The 25444-nt window shown below is 60.6% G+C and carries 18 protein-coding genes; 6 read left to right on the forward strand and 12 right to left on the reverse strand.

The annotated features are described in order from the left end of the window. Window positions 1-651: 651 nt before the first annotated feature. Window positions 652-1539, reverse strand: coding sequence for a CBS domain-containing protein (locus SFUM_RS13800; protein WP_011699505.1), 888 nt, complete (start codon window positions 1537-1539; stop codon window positions 652-654). Window positions 1540-1601: 62 nt separating this feature from the next. Continuing rightward, on the reverse strand, window positions 1602-2048 hold the full coding sequence (locus SFUM_RS13805) for a CBS domain-containing protein (protein ID WP_244148060.1): 447 nt from the start codon (window positions 2046-2048) through the stop codon (window positions 1602-1604). 659 nt (window positions 2049-2707) lie between these two features. Here SFUM_RS13805 and SFUM_RS13810 point away from each other — a divergent pair. After that, complete coding sequence (locus SFUM_RS13810) at window positions 2708-3373, forward strand: hypothetical protein (RefSeq protein WP_041440563.1); 666 nt, start codon at window positions 2708-2710, stop codon at window positions 3371-3373. 67 nt (window positions 3374-3440) lie between these two features. Further along, window positions 3441-4130 carry a DNA alkylation repair protein gene (locus SFUM_RS13815; protein ID WP_011699509.1) on the forward strand — a complete coding sequence of 230 codons (690 nt, stop codon included), beginning with the start codon at window positions 3441-3443 and terminating at the stop codon, window positions 4128-4130. A gap of 267 nt (window positions 4131-4397) precedes the next feature. Here SFUM_RS13815 and SFUM_RS13820 read toward each other — a convergent pair whose 3' ends face one another. The 3 genes from SFUM_RS13820 to SFUM_RS13830 form a co-directional block, all read right to left on the reverse strand. Then, window positions 4398-5411: a molecular chaperone DnaJ gene (locus SFUM_RS13820; RefSeq protein ID WP_011699510.1), complete on the reverse strand. Its 1014-nt coding sequence runs from the start codon at window positions 5409-5411 to the stop codon at window positions 4398-4400. Window positions 5412-5769: 358 nt separating this feature from the next. Then, window positions 5770-8376, reverse strand: a complete 2607-nt coding sequence (locus tag SFUM_RS13825; protein WP_011699511.1) for a PEP/pyruvate-binding domain-containing protein — start codon at window positions 8374-8376, stop codon at window positions 5770-5772. A gap of 688 nt (window positions 8377-9064) precedes the next feature. Beyond that, window positions 9065-9505, reverse strand: coding sequence for a Fur family transcriptional regulator (locus SFUM_RS13830; protein ID WP_011699513.1), 441 nt, complete (start codon window positions 9503-9505; stop codon window positions 9065-9067). A gap of 506 nt (window positions 9506-10011) precedes the next feature. Between SFUM_RS13830 and SFUM_RS13835 the strand changes: the two genes are divergently transcribed. Next, window positions 10012-10605 (forward strand): cob(I)yrinic acid a,c-diamide adenosyltransferase, encoded by a 594-nt coding sequence (locus tag SFUM_RS13835; protein WP_011699514.1) that lies wholly within the window; start codon window positions 10012-10014, stop codon window positions 10603-10605. 128 nt (window positions 10606-10733) lie between these two features. Here SFUM_RS13835 and SFUM_RS13840 read toward each other — a convergent pair whose 3' ends face one another. The 5 genes from SFUM_RS13840 to SFUM_RS13865 all read right to left on the reverse strand — a co-directional run bounded on the left by SFUM_RS13840 (window position 10734) and on the right by SFUM_RS13865 (window position 17729). Further along, window positions 10734-11936 (reverse strand): trans-sulfuration enzyme family protein, encoded by a 1203-nt coding sequence (locus tag SFUM_RS13840; RefSeq protein ID WP_011699515.1) that lies wholly within the window; start codon window positions 11934-11936, stop codon window positions 10734-10736. Between the two features lie 204 nt (window positions 11937-12140). Continuing rightward, window positions 12141-13943, reverse strand: a complete 1803-nt coding sequence (locus tag SFUM_RS13845; RefSeq protein WP_011699516.1) for a TRAP transporter large permease subunit — start codon at window positions 13941-13943, stop codon at window positions 12141-12143. A 2-nt stretch (window positions 13944-13945) separates the two neighbouring features. Then, window positions 13946-14980: a TRAP transporter substrate-binding protein gene (locus SFUM_RS13850; RefSeq protein WP_011699517.1), complete on the reverse strand. Its 1035-nt coding sequence runs from the start codon at window positions 14978-14980 to the stop codon at window positions 13946-13948. A gap of 17 nt (window positions 14981-14997) precedes the next feature. After that, window positions 14998-15891, reverse strand: a complete 894-nt coding sequence (locus SFUM_RS13855) for a TRAP transporter TatT component family protein (RefSeq protein WP_011699518.1) — start codon at window positions 15889-15891, stop codon at window positions 14998-15000. An 818-nt stretch (window positions 15892-16709) separates the two neighbouring features. Beyond that, the gene (locus SFUM_RS13865; RefSeq protein WP_011699520.1) at window positions 16710-17729 is read right to left on the reverse strand and encodes a sensor histidine kinase; all 1020 of its coding nucleotides are present in this window, start codon (window positions 17727-17729) and stop codon (window positions 16710-16712) included. Between the two features lie 561 nt (window positions 17730-18290). Here SFUM_RS13865 and SFUM_RS13870 point away from each other — a divergent pair. From SFUM_RS13870 to SFUM_RS13885, 3 genes are all read left to right on the forward strand, one after another. After that, the gene (locus tag SFUM_RS13870) at window positions 18291-20678 is read left to right on the forward strand and encodes a penicillin-binding protein 1A (RefSeq protein WP_011699521.1); all 2388 of its coding nucleotides are present in this window, start codon (window positions 18291-18293) and stop codon (window positions 20676-20678) included. Window positions 20679-21006: 328 nt separating this feature from the next. Further along, window positions 21007-22947 (forward strand): DNA repair helicase YoaA, encoded by a 1941-nt coding sequence (gene yoaA / locus SFUM_RS13880; protein WP_011699522.1) that lies wholly within the window; start codon window positions 21007-21009, stop codon window positions 22945-22947. Between the two features lie 278 nt (window positions 22948-23225). Further along, window positions 23226-24182: a universal stress protein gene (locus tag SFUM_RS13885; RefSeq protein ID WP_011699523.1), complete on the forward strand. Its 957-nt coding sequence runs from the start codon at window positions 23226-23228 to the stop codon at window positions 24180-24182. 155 nt (window positions 24183-24337) lie between these two features. On the opposite strand, the gene SFUM_RS13890 is transcribed toward SFUM_RS13885, so the two are convergent. Both SFUM_RS13890 and SFUM_RS23370 read right to left on the reverse strand, forming a co-directional pair. Then, window positions 24338-24778 carry a CBS domain-containing protein gene (locus SFUM_RS13890; protein WP_011699524.1) on the reverse strand — a complete coding sequence of 147 codons (441 nt, stop codon included), beginning with the start codon at window positions 24776-24778 and terminating at the stop codon, window positions 24338-24340. Window positions 24779-24794: 16 nt separating this feature from the next. Then, complete coding sequence (locus tag SFUM_RS23370) at window positions 24795-25181, reverse strand: CBS domain-containing protein (RefSeq protein WP_011699525.1); 387 nt, start codon at window positions 25179-25181, stop codon at window positions 24795-24797. Between the last annotated feature and the right edge of the window lie 263 nt (window positions 25182-25444).

Raw genomic sequence — 25444 nt, forward strand, 5'->3', positions numbered from 1 at the left:
GCGTGGAAACGACCCGGGTTCCAAACCCCGCCATGCGCCATGGTAAAATGAGGCTCTCGAGTCGACGGAATCCGCTTCCGTCCGCTTCCGCCCCGGTCCACGGGCGGAAGCGGACGGAAACGCTGCACTGCATCCCCTGCCCTTGGGATCGAGGAAAGGGAAGCCCATGCGCAACGCCCACTCCCCCACCGGACAGGCGGAAACGAGCATTCCAGGGGCCACCTCCTGCCGGCATGCACGAGGCGTTTCGGCCCCACACAATCGAGCCGGTCTCGATCTGGCGGCGAAAAAAAACTCTACCGGAGCGATTCAAGATTCAAAAGGAGTGTCTCAGGATCCCACTTTGAGGATTCCGTGTCAAATGCAGACTTCATTCGGCCTCATTCGGCAAAGACAGTATTCACCCGGGGCTTTCTTGAATACGGGCAGGACTTCCGTCGGGCACATCGGGCAGAGTGCCCGGCAAGGCCCGATAGGCGGCCTGGCGCCGAGCGGATTTTCGTCGAGTGGAGCTCGGAAGACCCGGATCGAATCCGGCAGATGAAGGGGAATGTCCCGCCCCGGACTTTCCGGGGACCCTTCGCGGCGGAAGGAGTGAAACGCTTTCGGGCCTCGCGCCGTCCTTTCGAACGCCGGGTCGAATCGGACGGTTCAGAGCGTGATCCTGCTCGGCATACAGGCGCGGCAGGAACCCGAACGGACGCGGGCGGCATCGGCCAGCGAGATCACGCCGACGATGTTTTCCGGGTTCCCCCTGCAAACGAAGAATCGATGCAGGTCGGAAAAAATCATTTTCTGAATCGCGTTGACCAACGTCTCGTCTTTGTCGCAGGACCGCACCGGGGAACTCATGACGGCCCGCGCCTGAGCGGTCGTCGGAACGCCGTGGCGGTAGGCAAGAATGAGGTCGGTCTTGGAAACCACACCCACCGGCAGGCCGTTTTCATCCAGGATGAGAGCCGCCTCGCCGCTCGCGGACATCCCTTCCATCACGGTGAGGAGGCTGTCTTCAGCCCGAAAGGAAAGACTGACCGGTCCCATCACCTCGCAGACTTTGAATATGTCGGGCACGGGGCTGGTCCTGTCCTGCCGTTTCGACCTGAGGGTGTTGAATTCGCATTTGTGACAGTAACGGTACAACAATCCGACGATGTCCGGATAGGACAGGACGCCGACGGCCTGCCCGGGAGCGTTTCCCAGGACGTAGAGACGGCTCACCTTGCTCTCCCGCATGACGTCCAGCGCCCGGTCCAGTGAATCATCGAGCCGGCAGAACAGCGGCGGGGAGCGCATGACCACGGCGACCGGCGCGCTGATCGGGAGCCCGGCATAGTAGGCGTACATCAGGTCGGTCTTGGATATTACTCCAACGGCCTCGAAACCCTGGCCGATGATGAGCACGGCATTGATCTTGAACTTCACGGCACACCGGACCGCCAGTTCGATCTGCGAATCCGGCGACAGGTAGACGGGGATCTTGCGCATCGCCTCCCGGACCTTTATGTCGCTCAAGACATTTGTGCCGTCTGATCTGGTCATGGCTGTCTTCGGACCCACCCCTCACGAGGGCCGTCTTGCCGATCCACCCGGCCGAATTCCGCTCAGTGCAGCAGTTGTTCCATGAGGTAGAAGAAAACGTTCGAAATATGGACGATGCCCACCACTTTCCCCCGGTCCAGAACCGGAAGCCGCCGCACGTGCTTCCTCAGCATGATGTCCACGATGCTGAGCAAATGCGTTTCAGGAGTGATCGTGATGATGTCGGTCGACATCAAGTCTCCGACCTGGATCTGCTTGGCGCGCTGCAGGTTCTGGCGGATGAACCCGGTGACGTCGATATCCTTCATCTCCCCCCAGATGTGGATGTGCTTTGGACGCATGAGAACCAGGATGTCATACATGGAAATCATCCCCACCAGCTCTCCGTCCTCATCGATGACCATCATCCCGAACACTCGGCGTCCGAGTGTCCGGGACGCGTTTTCAAAGGCCAGCACGGCCTCCGCAACCGTCATCGTCGGCAAAAGCGAGCGGAATCGCGTCTCCATGATGTCTCGTGCCGTCACACCCATCAGGTCACCCTTGCCCCCGCAGTCTCCGCGCAGGACGTCAACGGTTCAGGCGCGCCTCCATTGCGGAGGCGAAGCCGTGGCTGTCGAACCACGAGGAAAAAAGCCGAACCGCACCCCTTTCTCCGCTTCAATGAAGCGGGCATTGCGGTTCCGATGCGCCGGGAATCGACTGATCCGGTTCACTCCGATGTTTCGCAGGAAGAGATGAGGTGAGGTGTCACGGGAGCGTGAGCGGGGTCCGTTTTTCAGGTTCTTTACTCTCCTCCCTTTTATCATTTCGCCCGAACCTGTCAATCCTTTTGCACTTTTGGGATTCGGCGGATGCGCGTTGAGCCGTCCGCTACCGAGCGGAATTGTCCGCGCGAGAGCCCTGATGGGAAATTCCGAGGATGCCGCGTTCCTTTCGCCATGGGCTGTTGAAACAGCGTTCTTCAGGCGTGTTCAACTATCCGGGCCTGATTTGCCGACAGCTCACAAAAATTCTCTTGACACCACAACAACTTTCACCTAATATTCACCTGCGCGCCATTATCAACCTTTTTGCCTCTCGTGGGAGGGCAAACTCTCAACTGCGCCCGTGCGGCGCGGCACTTCCGGAAGCGCATGCCGGACGGGCGGTTTCATGGAGTCCTCACATGGCCAAAGACCTCTACACCCTGCGCAGGAAAGGCGTCATGCTGATCCACTCGAGCGGTCGCAGACAACCCGTTTACTTCCTTCAACTGACGGTCCGCAACGCTCTCTCCCGGGATTCCCTGGTGCTGGTGAATCTCGCGATCGAGGGCGTCCAGTTCGAATGGCAGCCATCCGCGAAACTGCCCGTGCGAGTGGTCCGCCTGGGGACCGATGGCGTTCCGAAACCCGGCGCCCCGATTTTCGACTGGAAATTCGAGGGACGTGCCTGGTGCTTCGACGATGAATTGCCGGACCCCGTGGGATATCTCGGCGAACGGGAGATCGGCGGCTTCCTGTTGCGAACCTCGCGGGAGGGGCGGTGCGACCGTCCCGAGAGCTTGTCTCGCGGGGCTTACGGGGAAACGGGAAGCCATATCGACTTCCGGGTCCTGGGGCGCCCCCGGTTCGCGGACCATTCGAGGACTTTCCGGCAAAGCCGGGATGAGCGTCCCTTCCGGGGTTCACGACAGGGGGACGCTCCGGAGGGGAAGCTCGACGCCACCTTCGCCAAGATCGTTTCCCTGATTCACCTGATCGAATCGAAGGGTCAGAAGGCCTCGCCGGCCGACATCCAGTTCCTCGGGTGCCTGAAGCAGAAGGTCGTGCAACTGAGTCATCCCCTTTGAACGACCGGGAGTGCCTGACCGGCGCATCTCAAACCGGACCCGAACGGAAAACGGGCGAAGGATGCCAATGGATCTTCGTTCAATCATGGAACACCTGGGCCGGATGGGCAATCCGGAAGACCTGGACGGCATGGAGCGCTTCGGAATTCCTCGCGCCGGCAACCTGGGAGTCCGCGTGCCCGAGCTTCGCCGGCTTGCCCGCCGGATCGGGATCGATTCCGGCTTGGCGGAGGCGTTGTGGAATTTGGGGTACCGCGAGACACGGCTGCTTGCCTCGATGGTCCAGGACCCCAAAACCCTTGAAGAAGGCCGGCTCGAAGCCTGGCTCAAGGATTTCGATTCCTGGGAAATCACCGATGGGACGATTCTGAATTGCTTCTGGAAACACCCGGCGGCTCATCGCAAGGCACTGGAATGGAGCCGGCGTGAACGGGAGTTCGAGAAGCGGGCCGGGTTCGTCATGATGGCGATCCTGGCGGTCAAGGACAAGGGCCTCCCGGATTTCGAATTCAACCCTTTCCTGGTCGCCGTTGCGCGGGAAGCCGGAGACGAGCGCAACTTCGTGAAGAAAGCGATCAGCTGGGCGCTTCGCCAGATCGGCAAGCGCAACGCCCTTCTCAACAAGGCCGCGATCGGAGTGGGAGAGGAACTCAAGAAAAGCGAAAACCGAGCCGCACGATGGATTGCCTCGGATGCCCTCCGGGAGTTGCAGAGCACCGGCGTGCGGAAACGCGTCCGGGTCTGGAAGCGTGTTTGACTCCGCCACGCATCGCGCCATCCGCGAGCGGAGCAGTTTTGTGACGGCGCATGATTCCGGAAGCGGCAGAGTCCGGGAACAGCGTCCCCTTCGAGCTTCGCGCACGCGCTCAAAAGGCATTCTGCAGAGACACGTTTGGAATACCGGTTCCCGATGTTTTTCGGGTCACGCGGGCGGCATGGGCAACCACCTACACCGATCGGGGTTCAACGCGGCGGAACGAGGGACAAGGCGGCGGTTTTCCATGCGCTCAAGTCCCTATCGGCGTCACTTCCTGACCAGGAGGACCTCGTAGGCTCTGGTCAGCCGCAGAAAGTCCTCGTGGTTTCCTCCCTGGTCGGGATGGCGGTGCCTGGCGTGACGCCGGTAGCGTCGAACCAGTTCCCTTCGGCTCATCGCCTGGAATTCCTTGTCCGTTATCCCGAAGACGGCAAAAGCCTCCTGCAACGCCATCCCGGCCCCTCGGGGCGCAGGACGGGCAAACCGTCGGCGCCGTTCAAAATCGTTCATGTGCTCATCCAGCAGGGACCGCCGCTCGTATCCGTGGTCGAAGTGCAGGATGAGATACTTCACCAGGAACGGATGGAGGGTTCTGCCGTCATGGCCGTTCATCCCGGCAAAATACCGCGGATCGTCATTGAGTCGGCAGATCTCCGCGAGCAGGCACTCGTCGATTCGGTCGGGATCGAGGCCCGCCGGGATATTTCTCAAAACGTGCCCGGGGAAATGGGACTGGAGGTTGAACGCCGCGTAGACATAGGACCCCAGCTCCTGCGGCCGCAGTCGGCCTTCCATCCCCTCGATCACGCATTCGATCTCATCTCTGCACTTGCCCAACAGGACTTTGAGGAATTTCCAGGAACGGCCTTCCAACTCGCCGATGTCGATCCGCCCGCAACGCAGGTAGTGAAGCCGCCGCTTGTCGAAGAGGTGAAGCTCCTGCTCGTATTTCCAGAGGTCTTCCCCCGGAACCGCATTCGGCCCCCGGCACCGCCCGGGTGGATGGCTGAAGTTTCGCACCACGCGGCGGACATGCGGTTCCAGAAAAGGAAAAAACACTTCCTCGAGGTCTTCGGACGCGTATTCGACCCCTTTTGCGCAGAGGGCTTCATCCACTTCGGGATTGAAGTAAAAACCGTTGCCTCCGGGATACTCGATGTGCCTGCACGGATCCGTCCCCAGGTCCATGAGGTCGCGGCTCACCCAGGCATCATGAGCGCGTACCGTCTCTCTCAGGACGTAATGGTATTCTTTTTCGATCTTAACGCGTCTGATGTACAAGCTCGCACACCGCTTTCCATGGAATCGTACCGGGAGGTCTTCAAGAAAAACGCAAACCATGTCTTTCGGAAGCCCGGGGGAGCATCATCCCGCGCACCTTCCAGCGGCCGCCCCAAGGCCGTGCGCGGGAGGAAGAAAAAGTCCTTCCTCCGCTCCCCGATTGCCCGTTCGGACCATCGTCCCGGACGCAACTCCATATCATTCCCTCGCCGATGTCGCCTTTGCCCAGCCCGAAATCCGCGGGTCCGTTCCGTCACGCATGGATTATATCACCAGCGGCAAGGCGTCGGCACGATCCGCGCGCACGGCGCCCCTCCTCCCGTACGCAAGGAGCGGCCGCGCCGGGAAAAGCGCCGCTTCACGTCTTCTGCCGGAGCGGCCTCTGAAACGTGTAGTTGCCTTTGAAGAACTCTTCGACGTACCAGTCGATGTGGCCGTCGTCGGAGAGCACCATGTCCAGGAGCCTCACGGCTCCCAGGAGCCTTCCGATCATATCGAGCTTTTCCTCGATGACGCCGCTCTGGAACTTCTTGAGCTCACCGCGAACCAGGTCGCCCTTTATTTCCGTCTTGAATCCCAGCCGCTTGAGAATCTTGGTGATGAGCAGTGCCCTCCGGGAGCGGCGCCCGATATCCGCCGCCCCGCCTTTGAACGAGAAGGTGATGTAGTTGTCATTGACGTTTTCGCCGCAATAGGAATCCACAACCGCAAAATGATAGCCCAGCCGGGAATTGAAGTTCAGGTATTCACCCGAGATCACCACATAGTTCGGTCCCCCCATGCGATCGTCAAGCGTGGGATCGCTGAAGATCGATTCCGTCACTATGGCCGCGAAGCCTTTCCAGTTGACGTCCACCGGGCCGATCCAGCGCACGTCGGGCCTTGTCATTCCCTGCAGCAGTGCCCGAAAGGGGACGGAAGCGACATCCTCCACCCGTGCCTCGGGAGTTCCGCGCTGGATGGAAAGCCCGTTTCCCAGGTCAACGGCGAAGATTTTCATCGGCAGAGGAGCCTTGATACGCACGGCAAAAGACCGGTTCACATCCAGATCGTCGCTGATCCGGAACATTTCCCGCATGGACGCTTCGTGGGCGAACCGGATGATGTCGTGCAACGTCTGGCAGCCTTCCGGAGAAAACTGGTCGCTTTTGGGATCGACCAGATTCAACACCGCGATCCTCTTGAGCACTGAGTGGGCGATCCTGTAAACGGGGCTTCCCTTCATCGGGTTGACCTGCCGCTTGCGGCCGAGGATGCTTTCCACTCTTCCCTTGAAGACCATCCGGTTGGTGGCGTCGACCGTGACTTCCTCCCCGTGGCCGATGACTTCCGTGGCGTTGCCGGTACCGACCAGCGCGGGGACTCCGAACTCTCTCGCCACCGCGGCCATGTGGCCCGTCACGCTCCCGACGTCGGTCACGATTGCCCGCGCTCTCCCGAGGATGGCCACGTAGCGCGGCGAGGTCTGCCTGGCGATAAGGATTGCGCCTTCGGGAACGTTGAGCAGGTTGTGATCCGAATTCAGTACGTAAGCGAATCCGCTCGCCTTGCCTCGCGAGGCCGTCATGCCGCCCCGCAGCAAAACGGCATGCGCGGCCACGGCACGTTCGATCGACCCCGGCTCCTGGTCCGCCGTCGCCGGTTCGCCACGTATGCCGGTGAGCTCCACGTTGAGCGGGCGGGCCTGGAGAAGAATCAGCCTGCCGCGGCTGTCCAGTGCCCATTCGATGTCCATGGGCACCCCGTAATGGGATTCTATGGTCAGGCCATACTCTGCCAACAGCATCAACTGATCGGGATTGAGGCACGCCTTGCTCCGCAGCTCTTCCGGCACCGGCTGCTCCTCCGGCTTCCAGTCGGGACCGATCACGAACCTGGTCGGCTTTTCCGCGACATGGGAAGCCAGAAGCCGCCGGTCCTTCTTGTCCACCTCGAAGAAATCAGTGGCCGCCGACCCATCCACCGCGCCCACTCCGAGCCCCCAGACGGCGTTGATCATCAACACATCCCGGCCCGGATTGTTCGGATCGCGCGTGTACATCACGCCGCCGGCCCCGGCATCCACCATGACCACGCACAACACGCTCATTATGACGTATTCGTCCGGATACCCCTTGGTGCGACGATAATAAACCGCTCGCGGGTTAAAGGTGCTGGCGACGACTTCCTTGTAGGCTTGCACGATCCGATCCCTGCCCACCCCCAGAACCGTTGAATGCTGACCGGCAAAGCTCGCCTCCGAATCCTCGCTGGTGGCGCTGCTGCGCACGGCAAACCCTATGCCCGAACCGAATTCGGCGGTGAGGGCGGCGACTTCTTCCTTCAGGCATCGTTCGAGCTCGGCGGGCAAAACCGCGTTTACGATCGCCGCCCTGATTTCCCGACTACACTCGAGCAGCCGCGAAGTGTTCTCGACGTCCAATCCCTTCAAGATCCCGCCAGACCTCTTGAAAAGGTCGTTGGACTCCAGGAACAGTGAACATGCGTGAGCCGTCACGGCAAAGCCTCGCGGTACGGGAAGATGAATCCGGTTATAGACCTCGCCGAGGTTCGCCGCCTTTCCCCCCACTTCCGAAACACGATCCAGGCTCAGGTGCTGCAAGGGAATGGTGAGGCTTGTCTCCTCCGGGCCCTTCTTCCTGGTCAATTCCTTGCGGATGCTCTCCCCGACGCGTTCAAGGGCATCGAACAGCCCCGGAAAAGCACCACCGGCAAGCGCGTTCAGGTCTTCAACGATATCGTAGACGCGTGACACCAGGCTTGCCGTCCGATCAACGACGTCGTCCAGCGCAAAAGGCTTTGGACCGTAGCAGGTCTGTTCCAGCTCGGTCATTATCTCCAGGGCGCGGGAGTTCCCAGCCAGAAGGTTTTGAAAATGCTTGTACTTATACTGAAAAGCGGCCTTTTCCGGCGATTCCGCCTGAAGCAGCCGATTCTTTCGAAACATTTCAAAAAATTTCAACATCGCATATCCCTCTCAACCCGGAACGCGCACCGATTCAACACCGCCGATCCAAACACCGATTCCTCGCCCTGGAAGGTGCCCGGGTGCTCAGGTGCGAACCATCTTATTACACTAGTCAATATCATCGGAACGCGAACTGCGACAATTCTTAAGTTCATTCGGACGAAGGGCGTTCATGGATCGAGGTGCGTTCCATTCCCCGGCAGGAAGCCCCGAAGCCCATATGCGGCAAAGACTCCGAAGCTCCTGCGACGTGCCGGCGGTTGCGCTTCTGCTCGCAGCAGCCGGTTCGCCGTCGAGGCAGAGCCCCCGCGTGCCGTGGCGCAGCCCATCAGAGCCGCCCCCGATTGGAGTGTTGGATTCCCTTCATGAAAATCCCCCCGAAATGAGGGAAAACCGGCATGCCCTGCCCGGCGGAGCCGGTCTCTCGACTGTGTTCCGACCACGCATCGCCCGGACAAGCCATCTCTTCACCGCGTCGGCAGAGGACGTCCCCGCCAAGAAGGCAAACCAACGTCCCGTTTTGAACCGGGCGGAAAGAAAGGAGTGAGCGGACTCTGTGTGACGGGGAACACTGACAAAGCGGATTCGGGCAGATTTGCTTCCGGGTCTCTCCCCCCGGCTGCCGCCTCTTCGGCGACCCTCCCGGGGGGCTACGCACTGGACCGGGCAAGAGGATTCGAGCGTCTCAGGATTCCGTCCCCCGGGGCCGGCATTTCGGGCAGTAACCCCTCAAGATCACCTGCCTCTTGAGGACCTTGAAATCCTCATACCCATCGAGTCGCATCGGAGATTCATCGTCGGACACGCCCTCGAGGTCGTAGATCGCCTGGCATTGCACGCAGACAAAATGATGATGCGGCATCAGGTTCGCGTCGTAGCGCGCCACTTCGGCCACGGGGTTGATTTTGTCGATCAGACCGGCTTCGCTGAAGCGTTCCAGCGTCTTGTATACCGTACCCAGCGAGATCATGGAAAAACGCCGCCCCACCTGCTGGTGAATCTCCTCCGCGCTGGGATGTTCCTTCGAATGGTACAGTGCCTGATAAATGGCCAACCGCTGGTACGTGACCTGCAGTCCGTGTTCCCTCAGTATTGAAATGAAACCCGTATCATCCATGCCGTTCATTTCCCCCCCTTCGCCAGTTGGGAACCATGGGGTCCGTCTCGGACCTGGAGTCTAGCGGCGATTCGGAGCGCCCTTCTGACCGAATCAGCCTCAACAATGATGAAGGTCTACACAAATGAAATTAGCAATATAGAATCAAAGAGCGCACAAGTTATCGATAGTGAATCACACACAATCGGTACTACTTCTCAATTATGAAGTAAAGCATTTTTTCACTATATTTCGGAAATTAAATCCATATCTGAGGACGATTCCTTGTTTTTTGGAAGGCGCGGGACGACATTGTCCGTCCACACTGTGTGATTATCATTGAATATGAGACACATGAAACATGAAAAGCGGGGCCGAGTGCCGTTCATTGCCGTTCGTGCGGATCGAGAGCGCAGGCGGAGGGCAGTCTGATCCGCCGTGAAGGGCGACAACGCGAATCCGGCCGGACAGGGTTCATCGTGACGGCCGGCCATCGGCTGCGTGGAAACACAATGCGGCAAGCGAGGAGTGACCTCATGGCGACCCGGAAAGTCGACACGCTGCACCCCCGGCTCGAAGTGACTCACTTGAAGCCCTCGAAGAGAGTCGGATTGATCGTGGTACTCACCGGGTACGGCAAGGGCAAGACGTCCTCCGCCGTCGGGATGGCGGTTCGTGCTTGCGGCCACGGGATGAAGGTGTGCATGATTCAGTTCATGAAAGGCGACATCTACACGGGGGAATGGGATGGAATCGACAAGATGGATTGTGACGTGGAGTTGATCCGCACCGGCATGGGGTTTTGCGGCATAAAAGGAAACCCTTATCCGCACCCCGTCCACCGGGAGGCCGCTCAGCAGGCGCTCCGGCTGGCCCGGGAAAAGCTCGATTCGGGGGGCTGCGACCTTCTGGTCCTCGACGAGATCAACAACGCCCTTCACCTGAATCTGCTCGATCTCGATCAGGTGCTGGACCTCCTGCATCGCAAACCACCCCTCACCCATCTTGTCCTGACCGGCAGGGACGCTCACCCCGACGTCATGGAACTGGCCGACACGGTGAGCGAGGTCAGGGAGATCAAGCACGCCTACCGCAAAGATATCGAAGCACAACCCGGCATCGATTACTGAGTGCCGGGTCCGATCGCTCGATCCGAACATGCCGGCGTGCCGCGCCCCATGGCGGTCACGGGCGGGAGACGGGCATTCCCGTCGATTCCGCCGCGAACGAGAGCAGCCTTGTGCCCCGATGCCCAGGCTCAGGGAATGCAACTCAGCGCGTGCTCAAGGTCCGCGCGCAGATCCTCAAAGTCTTCGCACCCGACCGAGAGGCGCACCAGCTCGTCACGAATTCCGGCCCGCTCCCGTTCCTCCCTGGGAATGGCGGCGTGAGTCATCGACGCGGGATGTTCGATGAGCGAGTCGATCCCGCCGAGGGAAACCGCGAGCGTGATCAGGTGTACGGCGTTCATCAGTGTGATCCCGCCCTCCAGGCCGTTTTTCACCCCAAAAGACATCATGGAGCCGAACCCTTCCATTTGTCGCCTCGCAACCTCGTGTTGCGGATGATCCGGCAGGCCAGGGTAGCGCAGCCAGGTCACCTTCGGATGCCCGCTGAGGAACCGGGCAAGCCGGCCGGCATTGTCCTGCGCCTTTTCCACCCTCAACGGCAGGGTTTTCAGGCCGCGCAGGATGAGCCATGCCTGATGGGGATCGATGGTGCCTCCAAACAGGGTGAACATCCTCTTGATCTGCGCGTGGAGTTCTTCATTCCGGGTCACGACCATACCGCCCAGGACATCACTGTGGCCGTTGATGAACTTGGTGAGGCTTTCCACGACGATGTCCGCGCCCAGTTCCAGGGGGCGCTGGAGATACGGACCGGCGAACGTGTTGTCCACTACGAGGATGGCGCCCCGGGCGCGGGCCAGTTCCGCCGCCGCACGGATATCGGAAACGGCCATGGTCGGATTGGTGGGCGTTTCCAAAAAGATCACCTTCGTGTTTCGGCCAATCGCACGCTCGATGTTGGCTGTCGAAGAGCTGTCCACAAAGGTCGCCCCAATGCCGAACCGGGCAAATTCGAACTGCAGGGCCATCCGGGATGCCCCGTAGATCGAGTCGGTGGCCACGACGTGGTCTCCCTGGCTAAGGAACGTGAGCAGCGTCGTGGTGACGGCGGCCATGCCGGTGGAGGAGGCGATGGCGGCAAATCCGCCTTCCAGCAGGGTCATGGCTTCTTCCAGCGCGTTCGCCGTCGGGTTGTTCAGCCGGGTGTAGATGTAGCCGTCACTCTCTCCCGCGAAACGAGCGGCCCCTTCCGCGGCGCTCGGGAAGCCGAACGTGGAGGTCTGGAAAATGGGAACCGAAATCTCCCCGTAAACCTTCTTCTCGAGGCCGCCGCCATGGATGGCCTTCGTGTGTTTCCCCATCCGACGGAGGCGTTCGTCGTCTTTCATCATGTCGCTCCCGGTAGAGTAAGGCCCCCTCGTTCAGGCCGAGGGTTCCTCATAAGAGTCCTGGATTCTCGAGCGGATGACAACGTTTGGAGCAGCAGCCGATGACTGCCCCTGAAAGGGATGTAACAATGAACCCGGGCAAGTCAATACGCGGCTCCCGCGGTACCGATTCATGCCCGGTGCCTTGGGCCGATCCGGGCCATTGCGTCAAAAGAAGCCCAAAAGACGCGGTATGCCCAGGGAGAGCACGGGCGCATAGGTGATGAGAAGCACTCCGATGCCGAGAATGACCAGCAGCGGAAGAACGTCCCGGTACAGCTCGACCATGGGCTTTCCGAAGCGCGACGACGAGAGGAACAGGTTGAGGCCGACCGGGGGGAAGAGGAATCCCAGCTCGAGGTTGGCCAGGAAGATGACGCCCAGGTGGACCGGATGGATCCCGAACGCCACTCCGAGAGGAACGATCAACGGCGTCAGGACGATGATCGCAGAGAAGATCTCGAGCACGCTGCCAAGAACGAGGAGCAGGAGATTGAGGGCGAGCAGGAAGACCAGCGGCGACTCGATGTGGGTTTTCACGAACCCCAGGAGGCGATCCGGAATCTGGGCGTCCACCAAGTAGCTTGTCAGCCCCATCGCGCAACTGAGGAGGGTCAGCACCGCACCCACGAGCACCGCGGCGCTCACCAGCACTCGCGGCAACTGCTTGAACGGGTGCAGATCCCGCTGAATGAAACAGGCAATGAAAATGGTGTAGGCGCAGGCGAAGGCGGACGTCTCCAGGAGAGAAGCGATGCCGGTGGCGAACATGAGCAGCATCACCACCGGAATGGAGAGCTCCCACTTGGCTTCCCAGGTAGCGGCCAGCGCTTCGCGCCACACGAACGGCTGTCGGCGCGATTCGAGCTTGCGCCCGACGTTGATGCCGTGAGCCGCCACCAGCAAAAGAAGCAGCAAGCCGGGCGCCAGGCCGGCGAGAAACAACTGATCGGCAGGGATCTTCGCCACGACGCTGTAGAGGATGACCGGAAGACTCGGCGGGAACAGGAGCCCCAGGCTGCCCGCCGCGGTGACGAGGCCCAGGGAGAACCGCTCCGAATAGCCGTCCTCGATCAGGATCGGGTAAACGAGGCCTCCCAGCGCGATGATGGTGACGCCCGAGCCCCCCGTGAAGGCGGTGAAGAGCGCGCAGACGGCGGCGACAAGCACCGCGACGCCTCCGGGCATGAATCCGAAAATCGCGTGGAAAAAGCGCACCAGGCGATGCGGCGCCCGGGTTTCCGCGAGCACGAAGCCGATGGCCGTCAACAGAGGGATAGCGGGCAGAGTCGGCGAGGCGATCAATCGGTAGATTTCGGCGCTGACCGCCGCAACCGGTGTGGCGTCCCGCCAGAAAAGAATCAATCCCATGCCCGACATGGCGGCGAAGACAGGGGACCCGACCAACGTTGCCGCCAGCAACAGGCCGCCCAAGAGCCACGCGATGGAATGCGCCGGGGAAATCAGCCCCAGGGCGAAGACCGCTCCCACGATCGCGGCCACACCGACACGCCCCGGCCAGCCCCGCGAAGACCGATAAATATACACCAGGGCCATCAGACCCAGCGCGATGGGCATCACGCTCTCGCTGATCCAGACCGGCAGGCCGAAGGACAGTTTCTGCCCCTGCTGCCGCTCGGCCAAAACCACGCCGACGCCGGCATAGGTCAGGACTGCCGTGACCACCGCAGCGGTACACGAAGCCAGGTACTCTGCCGTCCGGCGAACGCGCCCCTCCGGGAGTAGCGCCGCGGTCGAAAGCGTCAAATGCTTCCCCGTCCAGGTGGCCAGGAGCCCGCCCAGAAATGTGAGGCAGAACGTGAGTTGCTGGGTGTAGGTGGAGGCGCCGGGAATATGGAAGTTGGCGAGCGGGCGTCCGAGCAGGTCCACCAGGGGCATTGCGGTGAGCAGCAGGAAGGTGGCGACGACAATCCCTTCACCCGCGCCACTGATGAGTGAAAGCGCTCTCAACGTCAATTGACCTTGCCGGACCGTCGGCGGCACTGATCCCGAAACTTGAGGGCGGCATCCAGGGGTTCGGCCGGGACATACGATCCCCTCACCTGCTGCAGGGTCCCTTCAATGAGCTTGCGCCACTCGGCAAGCGCGGCACCGTCCACATGGACCACCTGGACGCCGTGCTTTTGCAGAACCTCAATGTCCCTGGGCTCCGATCGGCGCGAGAATTCCCGCAGACGTTTGCATGCTTTGACCGCGGCATCCTTGAGCAGCGGGCGCATCTCGGCCGGAATCTTCTCCCACGTCGGCTTGCTGACCACGATGCCGCCCAGGAACAACGCCCACTTCAGGTCACTCATGTAGTTGACCTGCTTGTACCACTGGAGCAGGACCACGCCCTGCGCATTGGACGTGACGGCATTGACCAGCCCGGTTTGCAGAGCGGTGGAAATCTCCGTCGAAGGCAGCGGCACCGGGTTGAAGCCGGCCTTCTTCCATAGCTCGATGTACTGGTCGTCACCGGCCCATATGAACATTTTCTGTTTTTTCATATCATCCGGAGTCCTGACCGGGGATTTGGTGAAGAAATGCACCCATCCCGCATCGGACCAACCGAGCAGGACGAACCCCTTCGCCTCGATCCTCTTTTCGATCTGCGGGCTCATCTGCTCGAGGACACAGTCCATTTCGTCATAGTCGGCGTAGGCCAGGGGCACATCGACCACCAACGCGCCCCGGTCGATGTCGGAGAGCCCGGAGATGGTCAGGAGCCCGGCGTTGAGCGTTCCCAGCCTCATTTTGCGAACGACGTCGGTATCGTCACCCGCCACTCCCCCCGGGTAGAGGCGGAACGCCACCTTGCCGTGGGACGCCTTTTGCCACGCCGCGCCCATTTCCTGCAGCACCTGGTGCCACTCCGAGCCCTGGGGTGCCAGTGTCGCCATCTTGATAACGATCTCGTCGGCGGCCCATGAGAGGTGCGCCGAGGCCAGAACGAGCAGGACCGCGACAAGGAGCCGCCTGCCCGTCGAGTCATTGCATCGTTTCATGGTACCTTCCCCCTCGTCTACTCCACAAACAGCCGGTCCATGCGGGAAAGAAGCCAACGCGCCCGCCTTTGGGCAATCACATTCGCCAGCCGTTCCTCAGGCTCGGCGTTGGCATCGATCGCCAGCGCCTGGTGCAGCAGCCTTTCGAAATCGGCCCGGTCCTGGAGGCCGACGTCGACCGTCTCGGCAAAAGATACCAGGGGGGCCGCCCGGCGGCCGCCGGACAACACGAGTGAGCGGGAAAAGTGCTCGCGGGCCCGCTCGATGGACCCACCCGCCGAGGCGGGTCTCCCTCCCTCGTAAACGATGAAGAAATCCCGTATCGCACCCCGGCCGAACCCTTCGTCGAGTTTCAGGGCGCGGCGCATCAGTGCTTCGACCAGGGGCAGGTCGGCCCCCAGTTCAGTATCGGTCTTGTCCAGGGCAATCGCCGATCCCCAGGCCGCGGCCGTCCAGTAGAGTTGCGGTACATCCGCCTTGCGGAACCCGGCCAGCGCCGCATCCGGGTCGGCGCGCAGCGCCTGAAGGAAGCCTGGATGGACTTCCTCGAGGCCGCGCAGCCCATATCCCAACGCCCGGCGATACAAGCGGCCCGCGCGCTGACGCAGTGCGATGGCGCGCGCCAGATCCGCGTCCTCGGCAAAGTCCGCCTCCGTCTGCACGAAGGCGTACGCGTACTGCGTGAATCCACTGGCCGCGGCAAGGAGCAACCCCTTGTGACGCGGAGATTCCGCGAGAAGGCCCTCGATCGTCTTGAGGCCGAAAGGCAGCGCCTGGCCGACGAGGTCCGGATCGTCGTCGGTCGCATACACCGAGGCTCCCTGTGCCAGCGCATCACCCAGCCGGTTAACGGCGAGCCGCTCCACGGAGGCACAACCCTGCAACAAGAGAACCCCCAGCAGAAAAACCATACCGAGCGTGATTCCCGGCCCTGTCGGAAACTTCCGGGCACTTTGTTCCGCCCGTGCCCCCTCGAAAGCGTGACGAACGTTCCCCCCGATCACCCCCGGCCGTGTTGCCCGAAACGCCGTCGCCGTTTGAGGACGCGGAGCAACGCCTCGGGGTGAATGCTTGCAATGAGGCGAACCAGACTTCAGATCATTGACGGGAGAGAAATTCATGCTGGCGACACCCGCTCCATTGAAAGAAACCGGTTTCACGCGAAGGCCTGTCAAAAACGACGATCGATGCGCCCCGGGAAAGTGAGGAACCGTGAAAGCAACCCCGCCCCGGGAAACGAAGCTTCCAACCTCAACCGCCTCCACACCGCCGTGACGGCTCCTCGGAACGGCCGGTCACCGAAGGCTTTATCCAAGAAGGTCAGCGCCCCCCTCCGGGGGGCTCGGAAACGCTCCAGCCGTCGATCCCGCCGGGGTCATCGGAAACGACGCTCTCCGTCGCATCAAAATCAATGTTCCGCATGAGATACGCAAGGCACCGCTCCGCCTTCCGCCGGTTCCGTATCCCGAGATCGGAACGCGAATGGGTGTCATGCATCCCCACAAACGCCGCCGGGTAGGGGACGACGAGCATTCTTGTCACAGCGGACCTGAAATTGTCAAGGATTATGGCTGGAGAATCCTGGCTGCTGAGATTTTCCAATAAACATTTCATACAGTTGGGAGTAGTGGTTCGCATTGCGATTCCGAGGAGACCGAGACTGCCGCCCAACCGCCCCCGATCGCGGTATCCCGGAGGGCCCGCTTTTCCATGCGATTCCGCCGTGCCGCTAGGATCTTCGCCCGATGGGCAGGATAACCCTGACGATCAGGCCTTTCCCAGAGTTCTGCAGAAGCTCCAGGCGACCCTCGTGGGCTTCGACGATCTTCCTGGCAATGGTGAGGCCGAGACCGGTTCCATCCTTCTTGGTCGTATAGAAAGGGGAAAAAATCTCCTCTGCCTTCCCATCCGGGATCCCGTCCCCCTTGTCGCTGACGTCGATCACGAGGTTTCTCCCCTGCTTGTAGGTCGCCACGGTGACGATTTCCCCTTCGGGCGACGCTTCAACCGCATTGATCATCAGGTTGATGAGAACCTGTTTGATACGCAACGGGTCGACCGAAATCCGGGGAGGATTCGCCGGCGTGCTGAAAACGATCACCCGCTTTGCCGTCGCCGCCTCGTTGACCACCTCGAGGCTCTCCCGGACCAGCAGGCACATGTCTTCCTCCGACCGGTGGAGCTCGAGAGGACGGGAAAAATCCAGCATTTCTCTCACCATCATTTCCAGGCGCCGGGTTTCCTTGACGATGATCTCCAGTTTTTCAAGGCGCGGATCGCCCGTCTCGAAGTGTTTCATGAGCAGTTGGCCGAAACCGCCGATGGCAATGAGCGGGGTCTTCATGTCATGCGCGACACAGGATATGGCTTTCCCGATGGCGGCAAGCCTCCCGGCCTCCAATGCCCGTTTCTGTTCCCGGCGCTCCCGATCCCTGAGCATACCCAGGCACACCGCCACCACGTTGTAAATGCCCATCTGCAGCATGTAATCAAACTCGATCGGCGAGAACTTTTCGAAATGGGTTATCACCTCGGGAAGGTTGAGCAGGGTGATGCTCAATGACGTCGCCAGGGCACCCTTGAGCCCGAACCAGAACCCCGCGAGCATCAACGGCAGGAAGAAGCAAGCATGGTAAAGATGATGTAGGTAACCGCCCCGGGAGCGGATGCCAAAACTGTGAGCGACCGTGATGGCCAGCACCACGAGAGAGATGAGGGCGATTCTCGTTTTGTTGCTGTTCAGCGCCATAGGAGCTCCTCGCGGGACGCACAGACGGTCGCAGGAGGACCGTACGCGGGCCGCGCGGCGACCGGAATCGGCACAACAGGCACGGGACACGGCCAGGAATCGTCTTTGCCGATTTCACTTCCGGCATGAACATTCTAAACCATTCGAAGCTCCAGGGCGAATTGCCGTCTTTGGCCGCCATCCATCGCCCGGGACGATCCGGACCTCTCACGGGATATCTGCGGTCGGCGATACATGGAATGAAAATAAGACGAACGCCGCGCGTTGTCATTCCATCCCGCACCCTCACCATTGTCCGAGACGCGGCGAAAGCACCGGGCGCAGAGCGGCCGGAGCGGACACGGGTGCGGAAGCGCCCGTGGGCGTTCGGAACAACCGTTTGATTTGACGGAACATTTCATATAGACAAAGAAGCCCGTTGTTTCTTTTCCGGGGTAAATATGGTAAATGATTTGATTTGAATAATCGCTCGCGACAGTGTGCGACATTGGTGGTCACCGCCGTCTCGCAACGCCTTCGGGCGGCGCCGACCGAAGCGTGCCATGGCAACCGAGGTGAGATATGAGAAAACCGGGTCCTTCAAAACGAGCACCCAAACGCAAAACGTTTCGGTGGTTTGTTCTTGCCGTTGCTTCCGTGCTTTTTTGCCTGGTTCTGATTGTCGGGGTCGGATTGTTCGCATTTTACATCCAGTTGGACCGTTCGCTTCCCAGTACCCAGTCTCTCAAGAACTATCACCCGCCCCTGGTTTCCAGTGTGTACTCCGCCGACGGTGAGCTTATCGGAGAGTTCTTCATCGAGCGACGCTACCTCATACCCCTGAAGGATGTTCCGGCCATGATGATCAAAGCCTTCCTGGCGGCTGAGGACGTCAGGTTCTACGAACACGGCGGGGTGGACTTCTTCGGGATCCTCCGGGCCTCGTTCAAGAACCTCCAGGCCGGAGAAATCGTGCAGGGCGGGAGCACCATCACCCAGCAGGTGGTTAAATCGCTTCTCCTGACCCCGGAAAAGACCTTGGCCAGGAAGATGAAGGAAGCGCTGCTTGCCTACCGGATCGATCACACCCTGAGCAAGGATGAAATTCTATACCTCTATCTCAATCAAATCTATTTCGGCTCGGGCGCCTACGGAGTGGAGGCGGCCGCGCGGACCTATTTCAACAAGCACGTGCAGGATCTGACTCTGCCCGAAGCCGCGCTGCTTGCCGGCCTGCCCAAAGCTCCGAGCCGCTTTTCGCCTTTTCAGCACCCTGCAGTCGCCAGGGAACGCCAGGGCTACGTGCTGCAGCGCATGGCGGAGGTGGGATTCATTACGCCCGAGGAAGCTCAGAAGGCCATGGCAAAACCCCTCCAATTGGCAAAGCCAAAGCACTGGACGCTGAAGGAGCTCGATTCCTTCACCGAGGAGGTCCGCAGGCAGGTGGAGGCCCGCTACGGCCGTGATATGCTCTACAAGGAAGGCCTGACCATCCACACGACGCTCGATTCAAAAGGGCAGAAGATTGCCCGGAAAGCTCTGGATCAGGGACTTCGCGAGCTCGACAAACGCCACAAGAGCTACCGCGGCGTCCACGCCAACGTTCCCCGGGAGGACTGGCCGGGCGCTCTGAGGGTTCTCGCGCAGAGCAATGGCGAACTGACCCAGGGGAAAGTGGTTGCGGCCATAGTGAGGAGTTTCGACGAGAGAAGCCGGGCCTGCCAGATCATGTTCGGCAAGGGCGAGGGAAAACTGCCCGCCTCCGGATATGAATGGACGAGAGTGTCCGCCAAGCGCGCCTCAAAGATGTTTCGCGCCGGGGACATCATCCGGGTGCGGCTCGACAAGCCCCTGGAGGACGGCTCCTGGATGACCGTTCTCGAACAGGATCCCGGCATGGAAGGGGCTTTGATGGCCATAGCGCCCGACACCGGCCGGGTGCTGGTCATGGTCGGGGGGCGGAACTTCGAGAAAAGCCAGTTCAATCGCTGCACCCAGGCGATCCGTCAGCCCGGATCATCCTTCAAGCCCATCATTTATGCCGCGGCACTCGACAAAGGCTATACGGAGGCCTCCATCCTCGTCGATTCGCCGCTCGTTCTCGACGACCACAGCCTGAGGGGACCCTGGATACCGTCGAACTACGACCGGAAATTCTGGGGGCCCATTTCGCTGAGGAAGGCTCTGGTGAATTCGAGGAACGTGGTTACGGTAAAGCTGCTCGACGCCATCGGGGTGCACTATGCCATCGACTATGCAAGGAAACTCGGCATTTCCGCACCCCTGACTCCAACCCTCGCACTCGCGCTGGGAGCCTCCGGGCTGACTCTTTCCGAGCTGCTCACCGCCTATTCGCCTTTTGCCGCCCAGGGGGAACGCGTGGAACCCTACCTCGTCGAGAAGATCTACGACCGGCACGGCGGACTGGTCGAAGAACACCAGGTCAACCGGCAACAGGTCATTTCACCCCAGACGGCCTACTTGATGACCAATCTGCTGGAAGGGGTGGTCCTGGAGGGCACGGGAACGAAGGCGAAGGAAATCGGCAGACCTGCCGCGGGAAAAACCGGCACCACCAATGAAATGAAGGACGCCTGGTTTATCGGTTTTACACCCACCGTGCTCGCCGGAGTGTGGGTGGGATACGACGATCACAACATCTCGCTGGGAAAAGGTGAAACGGGGGGCCGGGCCGCGTGCCCGATCTGGGTGTACTTTATGAAAGAGTACATGATGAATCAGCCCATCGACACCTTCGCCATTCCTGAAGGCATTGTATTTGCCAAGATGAATTCCTACACGGGCGCGATTTCGAAATCCGACGAACCTGGAGGGACATACGCCGCATTCGCGGGCAGTCTGCCGACCGGGCGAAGCGGTCCCGATTCCGAGCTTTCGGAGGATCTCGTCACGGGCTCCGGGTCATACACTTCTTCATCGGAATCCTTTTTCAAGTCCGACCTCTTCTAGTGAACCGCCATCAGCAGGAGGCCCGCAACGAATCATGAAACATGCCGATGTCCTTCACCCGCAGCCGGACGTCCGGGTCCGTCAAAGCCTCCCGGACCCCGGCCCGCGGCGGCCTGGCGGTGACACTCTCAATCAGGCGCCGGCATGCTCCCGAGCGAAGACCGCGAACGCGACGGTGAGAACCGCCGCCTACGGCTCTTCGTTGGAACCGGCTTCCCTGTTTGTCGCGGCCGGGGATTATCCCCGGCTTCGGCTTTCGCGCACTGTCGGGGCGGTGATTCACGGATGAAGGCGCCATCCGGTCCGATCCCCGGGAAAACCAGGAATCATGCGACGTTATTTTGGTCCTGACGGCCTTCTGGCCGAGAATGTCACGCACTTCGAATTTCGCCCTTCCCAGCTGGAAATGGCAGAGGCGGTTCTCGAGGCGCTGGGTGCCCGTTCGCCGCTTGTGGTCGAAGCGGGAACGGGCACGGGGAAGACCTGGGCCTACCTGGTTCCCGCCATCCTCAGCGGAAAGCGCACAGTGGTTTCCACCGGTACGAAGACCCTCCAGGACCAAATCCTGGACCAGGACATACCGTTCCTGAAACGCACGGTGTATCCCAAGCTTCGAGCCGTCTGCCTGAAGGGCCGCGGGAATTATCTGTGCCATCGGCGTTTCAAGGATTTCTCCTATCAACCCACACTCTGGAACAAGGACGAAGCCAAGCTCTGGAGCCGATTTCAGAAGTGGGCCACAAGGACCCGTACCGGGGATCGGGCGGAGATTTCCTGGCTCCCGGACCAGTTTCACACCTGGAATGAAGTCTGCTCCGCCGGCGAACACTGCCTCGGCCAACAGTGCTCCGATGTGCAGCGGTGCTTTGTGACGCGGCTGCGCGCCGAAGCCGCACAGGCGCACCTGGTTGTCGTCAACCATCACCTTTTCTTCGCTGACCTCGCCTTGAGAGACAAGGCGGACACGGGGGTCCTTCCGGAGTACGACGCGGTCATATTCGACGAGGCCCACCAGCTCGAAGACGTCATGGGACAGTATTTCGGGATCCAGTTCAACAGTTACGGACTTATGGAACTGACCCGCGTCCTGCAGCGCGAATTCAAGAAGGAAACCGGGGCGTCACACCGCTTCCACGATGCGCGGAGAATCGTCCAGCAGCTGGAGGTGCTGAATCGCCTTCTGCATCGTCACCTGTTCGAAGTCCGCGGGTCCCAGGGACGGTTTCCGCTCGACATGAGCAGAATGGGCAAGAACTTCGTGCAATCCTGCAATCAGCTCATCCATGCGCTCGATGAGCTGGCACCCATGATCGCGCCGGCCGAAGACCTTCCCCTGTCCTTCGAAGCCTACCATCGGAGGGCTTCCGACCTGTCCGGGGCCGTACGAATGCTCCTCGCGCAGGAAGACGAATCCCTGGTTTACTGGTACGAAGTCGGCCAAAATGCTCTGTTCCTGAATGCGACCCCCATCGAGGTGTGTTCCATCTTCCGCCGGCGGGTGCTCACACCCAACCGCCCCGTGATCCTTACCTCGGCAACCCTGTCCGTTGCCGGTTCGTTCGATTTTGTGCGTCAGTCCCTGGGAATCGCGCCGGACAGCAAATCGATCCGGCTGCCTTCTCCCTTCGCCTACGCCGAGCAGACCATGCTCTATATCCCGCGACGGTTTCCGGCCCCCAATGAACACGACTTCTGCCGCCAAATCGCGGAGCAGTCCGTGGAAATCCTGCTCAAGACCCGGGGCAGGGCGCTTTTCCTTTTCACGAGCTACCGAAACATGAACGAAGTCCATCAGCTGTTGCGTGACCGTCTCCCGTACCCGATCCTGGTGCAGGGGCAAAAACCGAAGCGCGCTCTGCTGGCTGAATTCAAGGAGAGCATCGGTTCCGTGCTGTTCGCGACCAGCTCGTTCCGGCAGGGAATCGATGTTCCGGGGGAAGCTCTCAGCTGCCTGCTCATCGACAAGCTCCCCTTCGAAGTCCCCGACGACCCTCTTGCCGCTGCCCGTATGGATTTCATCACCCGACAGGGAAAAAGCTCGTTTTTCGGCTACCAGGTGCCTCGCGCGGTCATTCAACTCAAGCAAGGCGTCGGTCGCCTGATTCGCTCATCCAGCGACCGCGGCCTCATCGTCATTTTCGATGTCCGTCTCCTGCAGAAAAACTACGGTCAAATATTCCTGAAGAGCCTTCCCCCCTGCCGGCTCGTTCACCAACTGGACGCCATCGACGAGTTCCAATGGGGTCCATCCGGCATTTCCTCTTCGTGAGGAAGCGCAGCCGTCCACCACGCGCGGGCCTGCATCCGGGTGCTTCCCGGATTCCGGCTTTCCGGAAAGGGACGATACCGGCTCCCACGTTGGATCGAGGTTTCCCCGCCCATGGCGATGCTTGAGAATGAATCCCACGATCTTCAATCCTCGTGGCGAGCTTCCGATCCGCGGCGGGTCGGGGGACATTTCCGGATGAATGCGTTGCAGCTTGGGTGAAACTGGTTTACAACCAATTACAGGCTATGGAAAACATGGATCAAGACAGGAGGAAAGTTGTGGCACGGAAGATTCTCTTGGCGGTAGACGGAACGGAGAAGGGACTGGAATCGGTTTCGGTCCTCGGACGCCTCTTGAAAGACCAGCCGGACCTCGAACTGGTGCTTTTTCATTGCGTGCAGCAGTTGTCCAGCCTGCTTCCGAGCGATCTGTGCGTGGACCTCGAAGACCGGTGCAAGATTTCCTTCAAGGACCAGGAAAGGATCGGCAACGCGGTACTGAGCGAATCCGTCAAACGGCTCGTTCAAGCAGGATTCCCCGAGGACAGGATCGTGCCGAAGCTGAAAATGAACAGCATGGACCCCGCGCAGGACATCATCGCCGAAGCCGACAGCCGCAAGATCAGGACCATCGCGCTGGGACGGCGCGGTCGCAGCCAGGTCGAAGCCCTTCTGCTGGGCAGTGTGTCCGGGAAGGTGGCGCAGTACGCCCAGCACAAGACGGTCTGGATCGTCGATGCGCCGGTCAACGAGACCGGGAAGGTCCTCATCGCCATGGAAGACGCTCCGGAGAGTCGCGAGCTCACCGCTTACGCGGCGGAATTCGTCGCCCCGTCCAGGCGCATGCGGTTCACTTTCCTGCATCTCATGCCGCCGGTCCCCCCCACGTTCTGGGACAACGGCCACATCCTCGGCTCCGCCGAGCGAAAAGACCGGCAGTCGCGAATCGAAAAGTGGCGCTCCGAATGGATGGACCGGGTAAGCAAGTTCATGTCCGACGGGAAGGAACTGCTGCAGCGGCAGGGAACGCCCGGGACGAACCTCGACACCCTGGTCCTCCCGACGAAGCTGGGAATCGCGCGGGACCTGCTCAACGAGATCGCCGAACACCAGTTTCAGATGGTGATCATGGGCAAGAAGAGCTTTCATGAACGAAAGCCGTTCCTCATGGGGAGCCACGCGAGCAAGGTCATGCAAAACGTCAAGTGCGTGGTGCTTTGCCTGGTGGACTATTAGGAGCCGTTTGCATTCCGAGGGGGCCGTGCAGCCCTGGAGAAGACAGGGCGCCCCTCTCGGGCGGAACGAGGCGTTCGGGCAATTTTAACGGGCTCGGTTTGCCCGCCGGCGCCCGGCAAAATCCACGATGAGCCGGGGACGCCCCCATCGTCCCGTCAGGGATTTGCCGTGTGCAGCCGAAGCACGTGTTCGAACTGGCCGGACGGTATGTGCGCCATGTACCGAACGATATCGTAGCTCGACAGGAGTCCGATCGGACGCTTTGGCCCGGCATGAGGATCGACGATGATCAGGTGCTCTATCCTCCGCTTTTTCATAAGCTCGATGGAACGCTCGATGGGCCATTGAGGGTCCACGTGAATCTTGTAAGGCTGCATGACCGATTCCGCACTGATGCCTTCCAGGTCCTCTCCGAAGGAGCGAATGATCTCCAGCAGGGAAATGAGGCCCCAGACCTCGCCGCTCTCGTGCATCACCACCACGGAACGAAGACCGTTTTCTTTCATGATCCCGGCCACTTCCTTAAGGTTGTCCTCGGGACGGCAGAAGACCACGCCTTTGTGCATCAGGTCGCAGACTCGCGTTGTACCTTCCATTTCCAGCAATCCCTCTCTATTCCGTTGCCATCCTGGCGACTATGTCTTCGGCATGGAGCAGGCCCAGGATCGTCTTGCTCCCGGGGTGATCCGAAACCACGATGAGATGTTCGATTTTTCGCCTGCACATCAGGTTGATGGCTTCCTTGAGCGGTGACCTGGGTGTGATGGTGACGGTATAGTGGAGAAGGATGTCCCCGGCTTTCGTCCGGTCCAAGTCCATCCCGAATCCTCTCAGTATGCTCCTGGCGGAGATGACGCCCAGCACCTCGTGGTCCTCGTTGACCACCACGCAATAGTAGATCCGGTTGACGACCATGATCTGGGCCACTTCCCGGACGCTCATATTCTCAGTACACGTTACGGCGCCTCTTCGCATCAGGCTCATAACACGCGCTTCCATGGGTCCTCCCGAACGGCCAACCAACTTCGAGTAGTGATGATTATTAGGTACACTCAGGGCGAAAAAAGGCAAGGGGTTTCTTGTGCGCCGACGGCATGATTCCCAGCGGAACGCAACGAGGGCGGCACGGGCCCCGGAGGGCTCGCCGGCGGCGAGCAGGGGCATGCCGTCATCCTCGGAGAGGCTTTCTTCCCGATCGTTACCCCGCATGGAAGTGTGAGCCATTCCAGGTGCGGATCGATTCCCGGCGAAAGGACGGATGC

This window comes from Syntrophobacter fumaroxidans MPOB, assembly GCF_000014965.1.
GTDB classification, from domain to species: domain Bacteria; phylum Desulfobacterota; class Syntrophobacteria; order Syntrophobacterales; family Syntrophobacteraceae; genus Syntrophobacter; species Syntrophobacter fumaroxidans.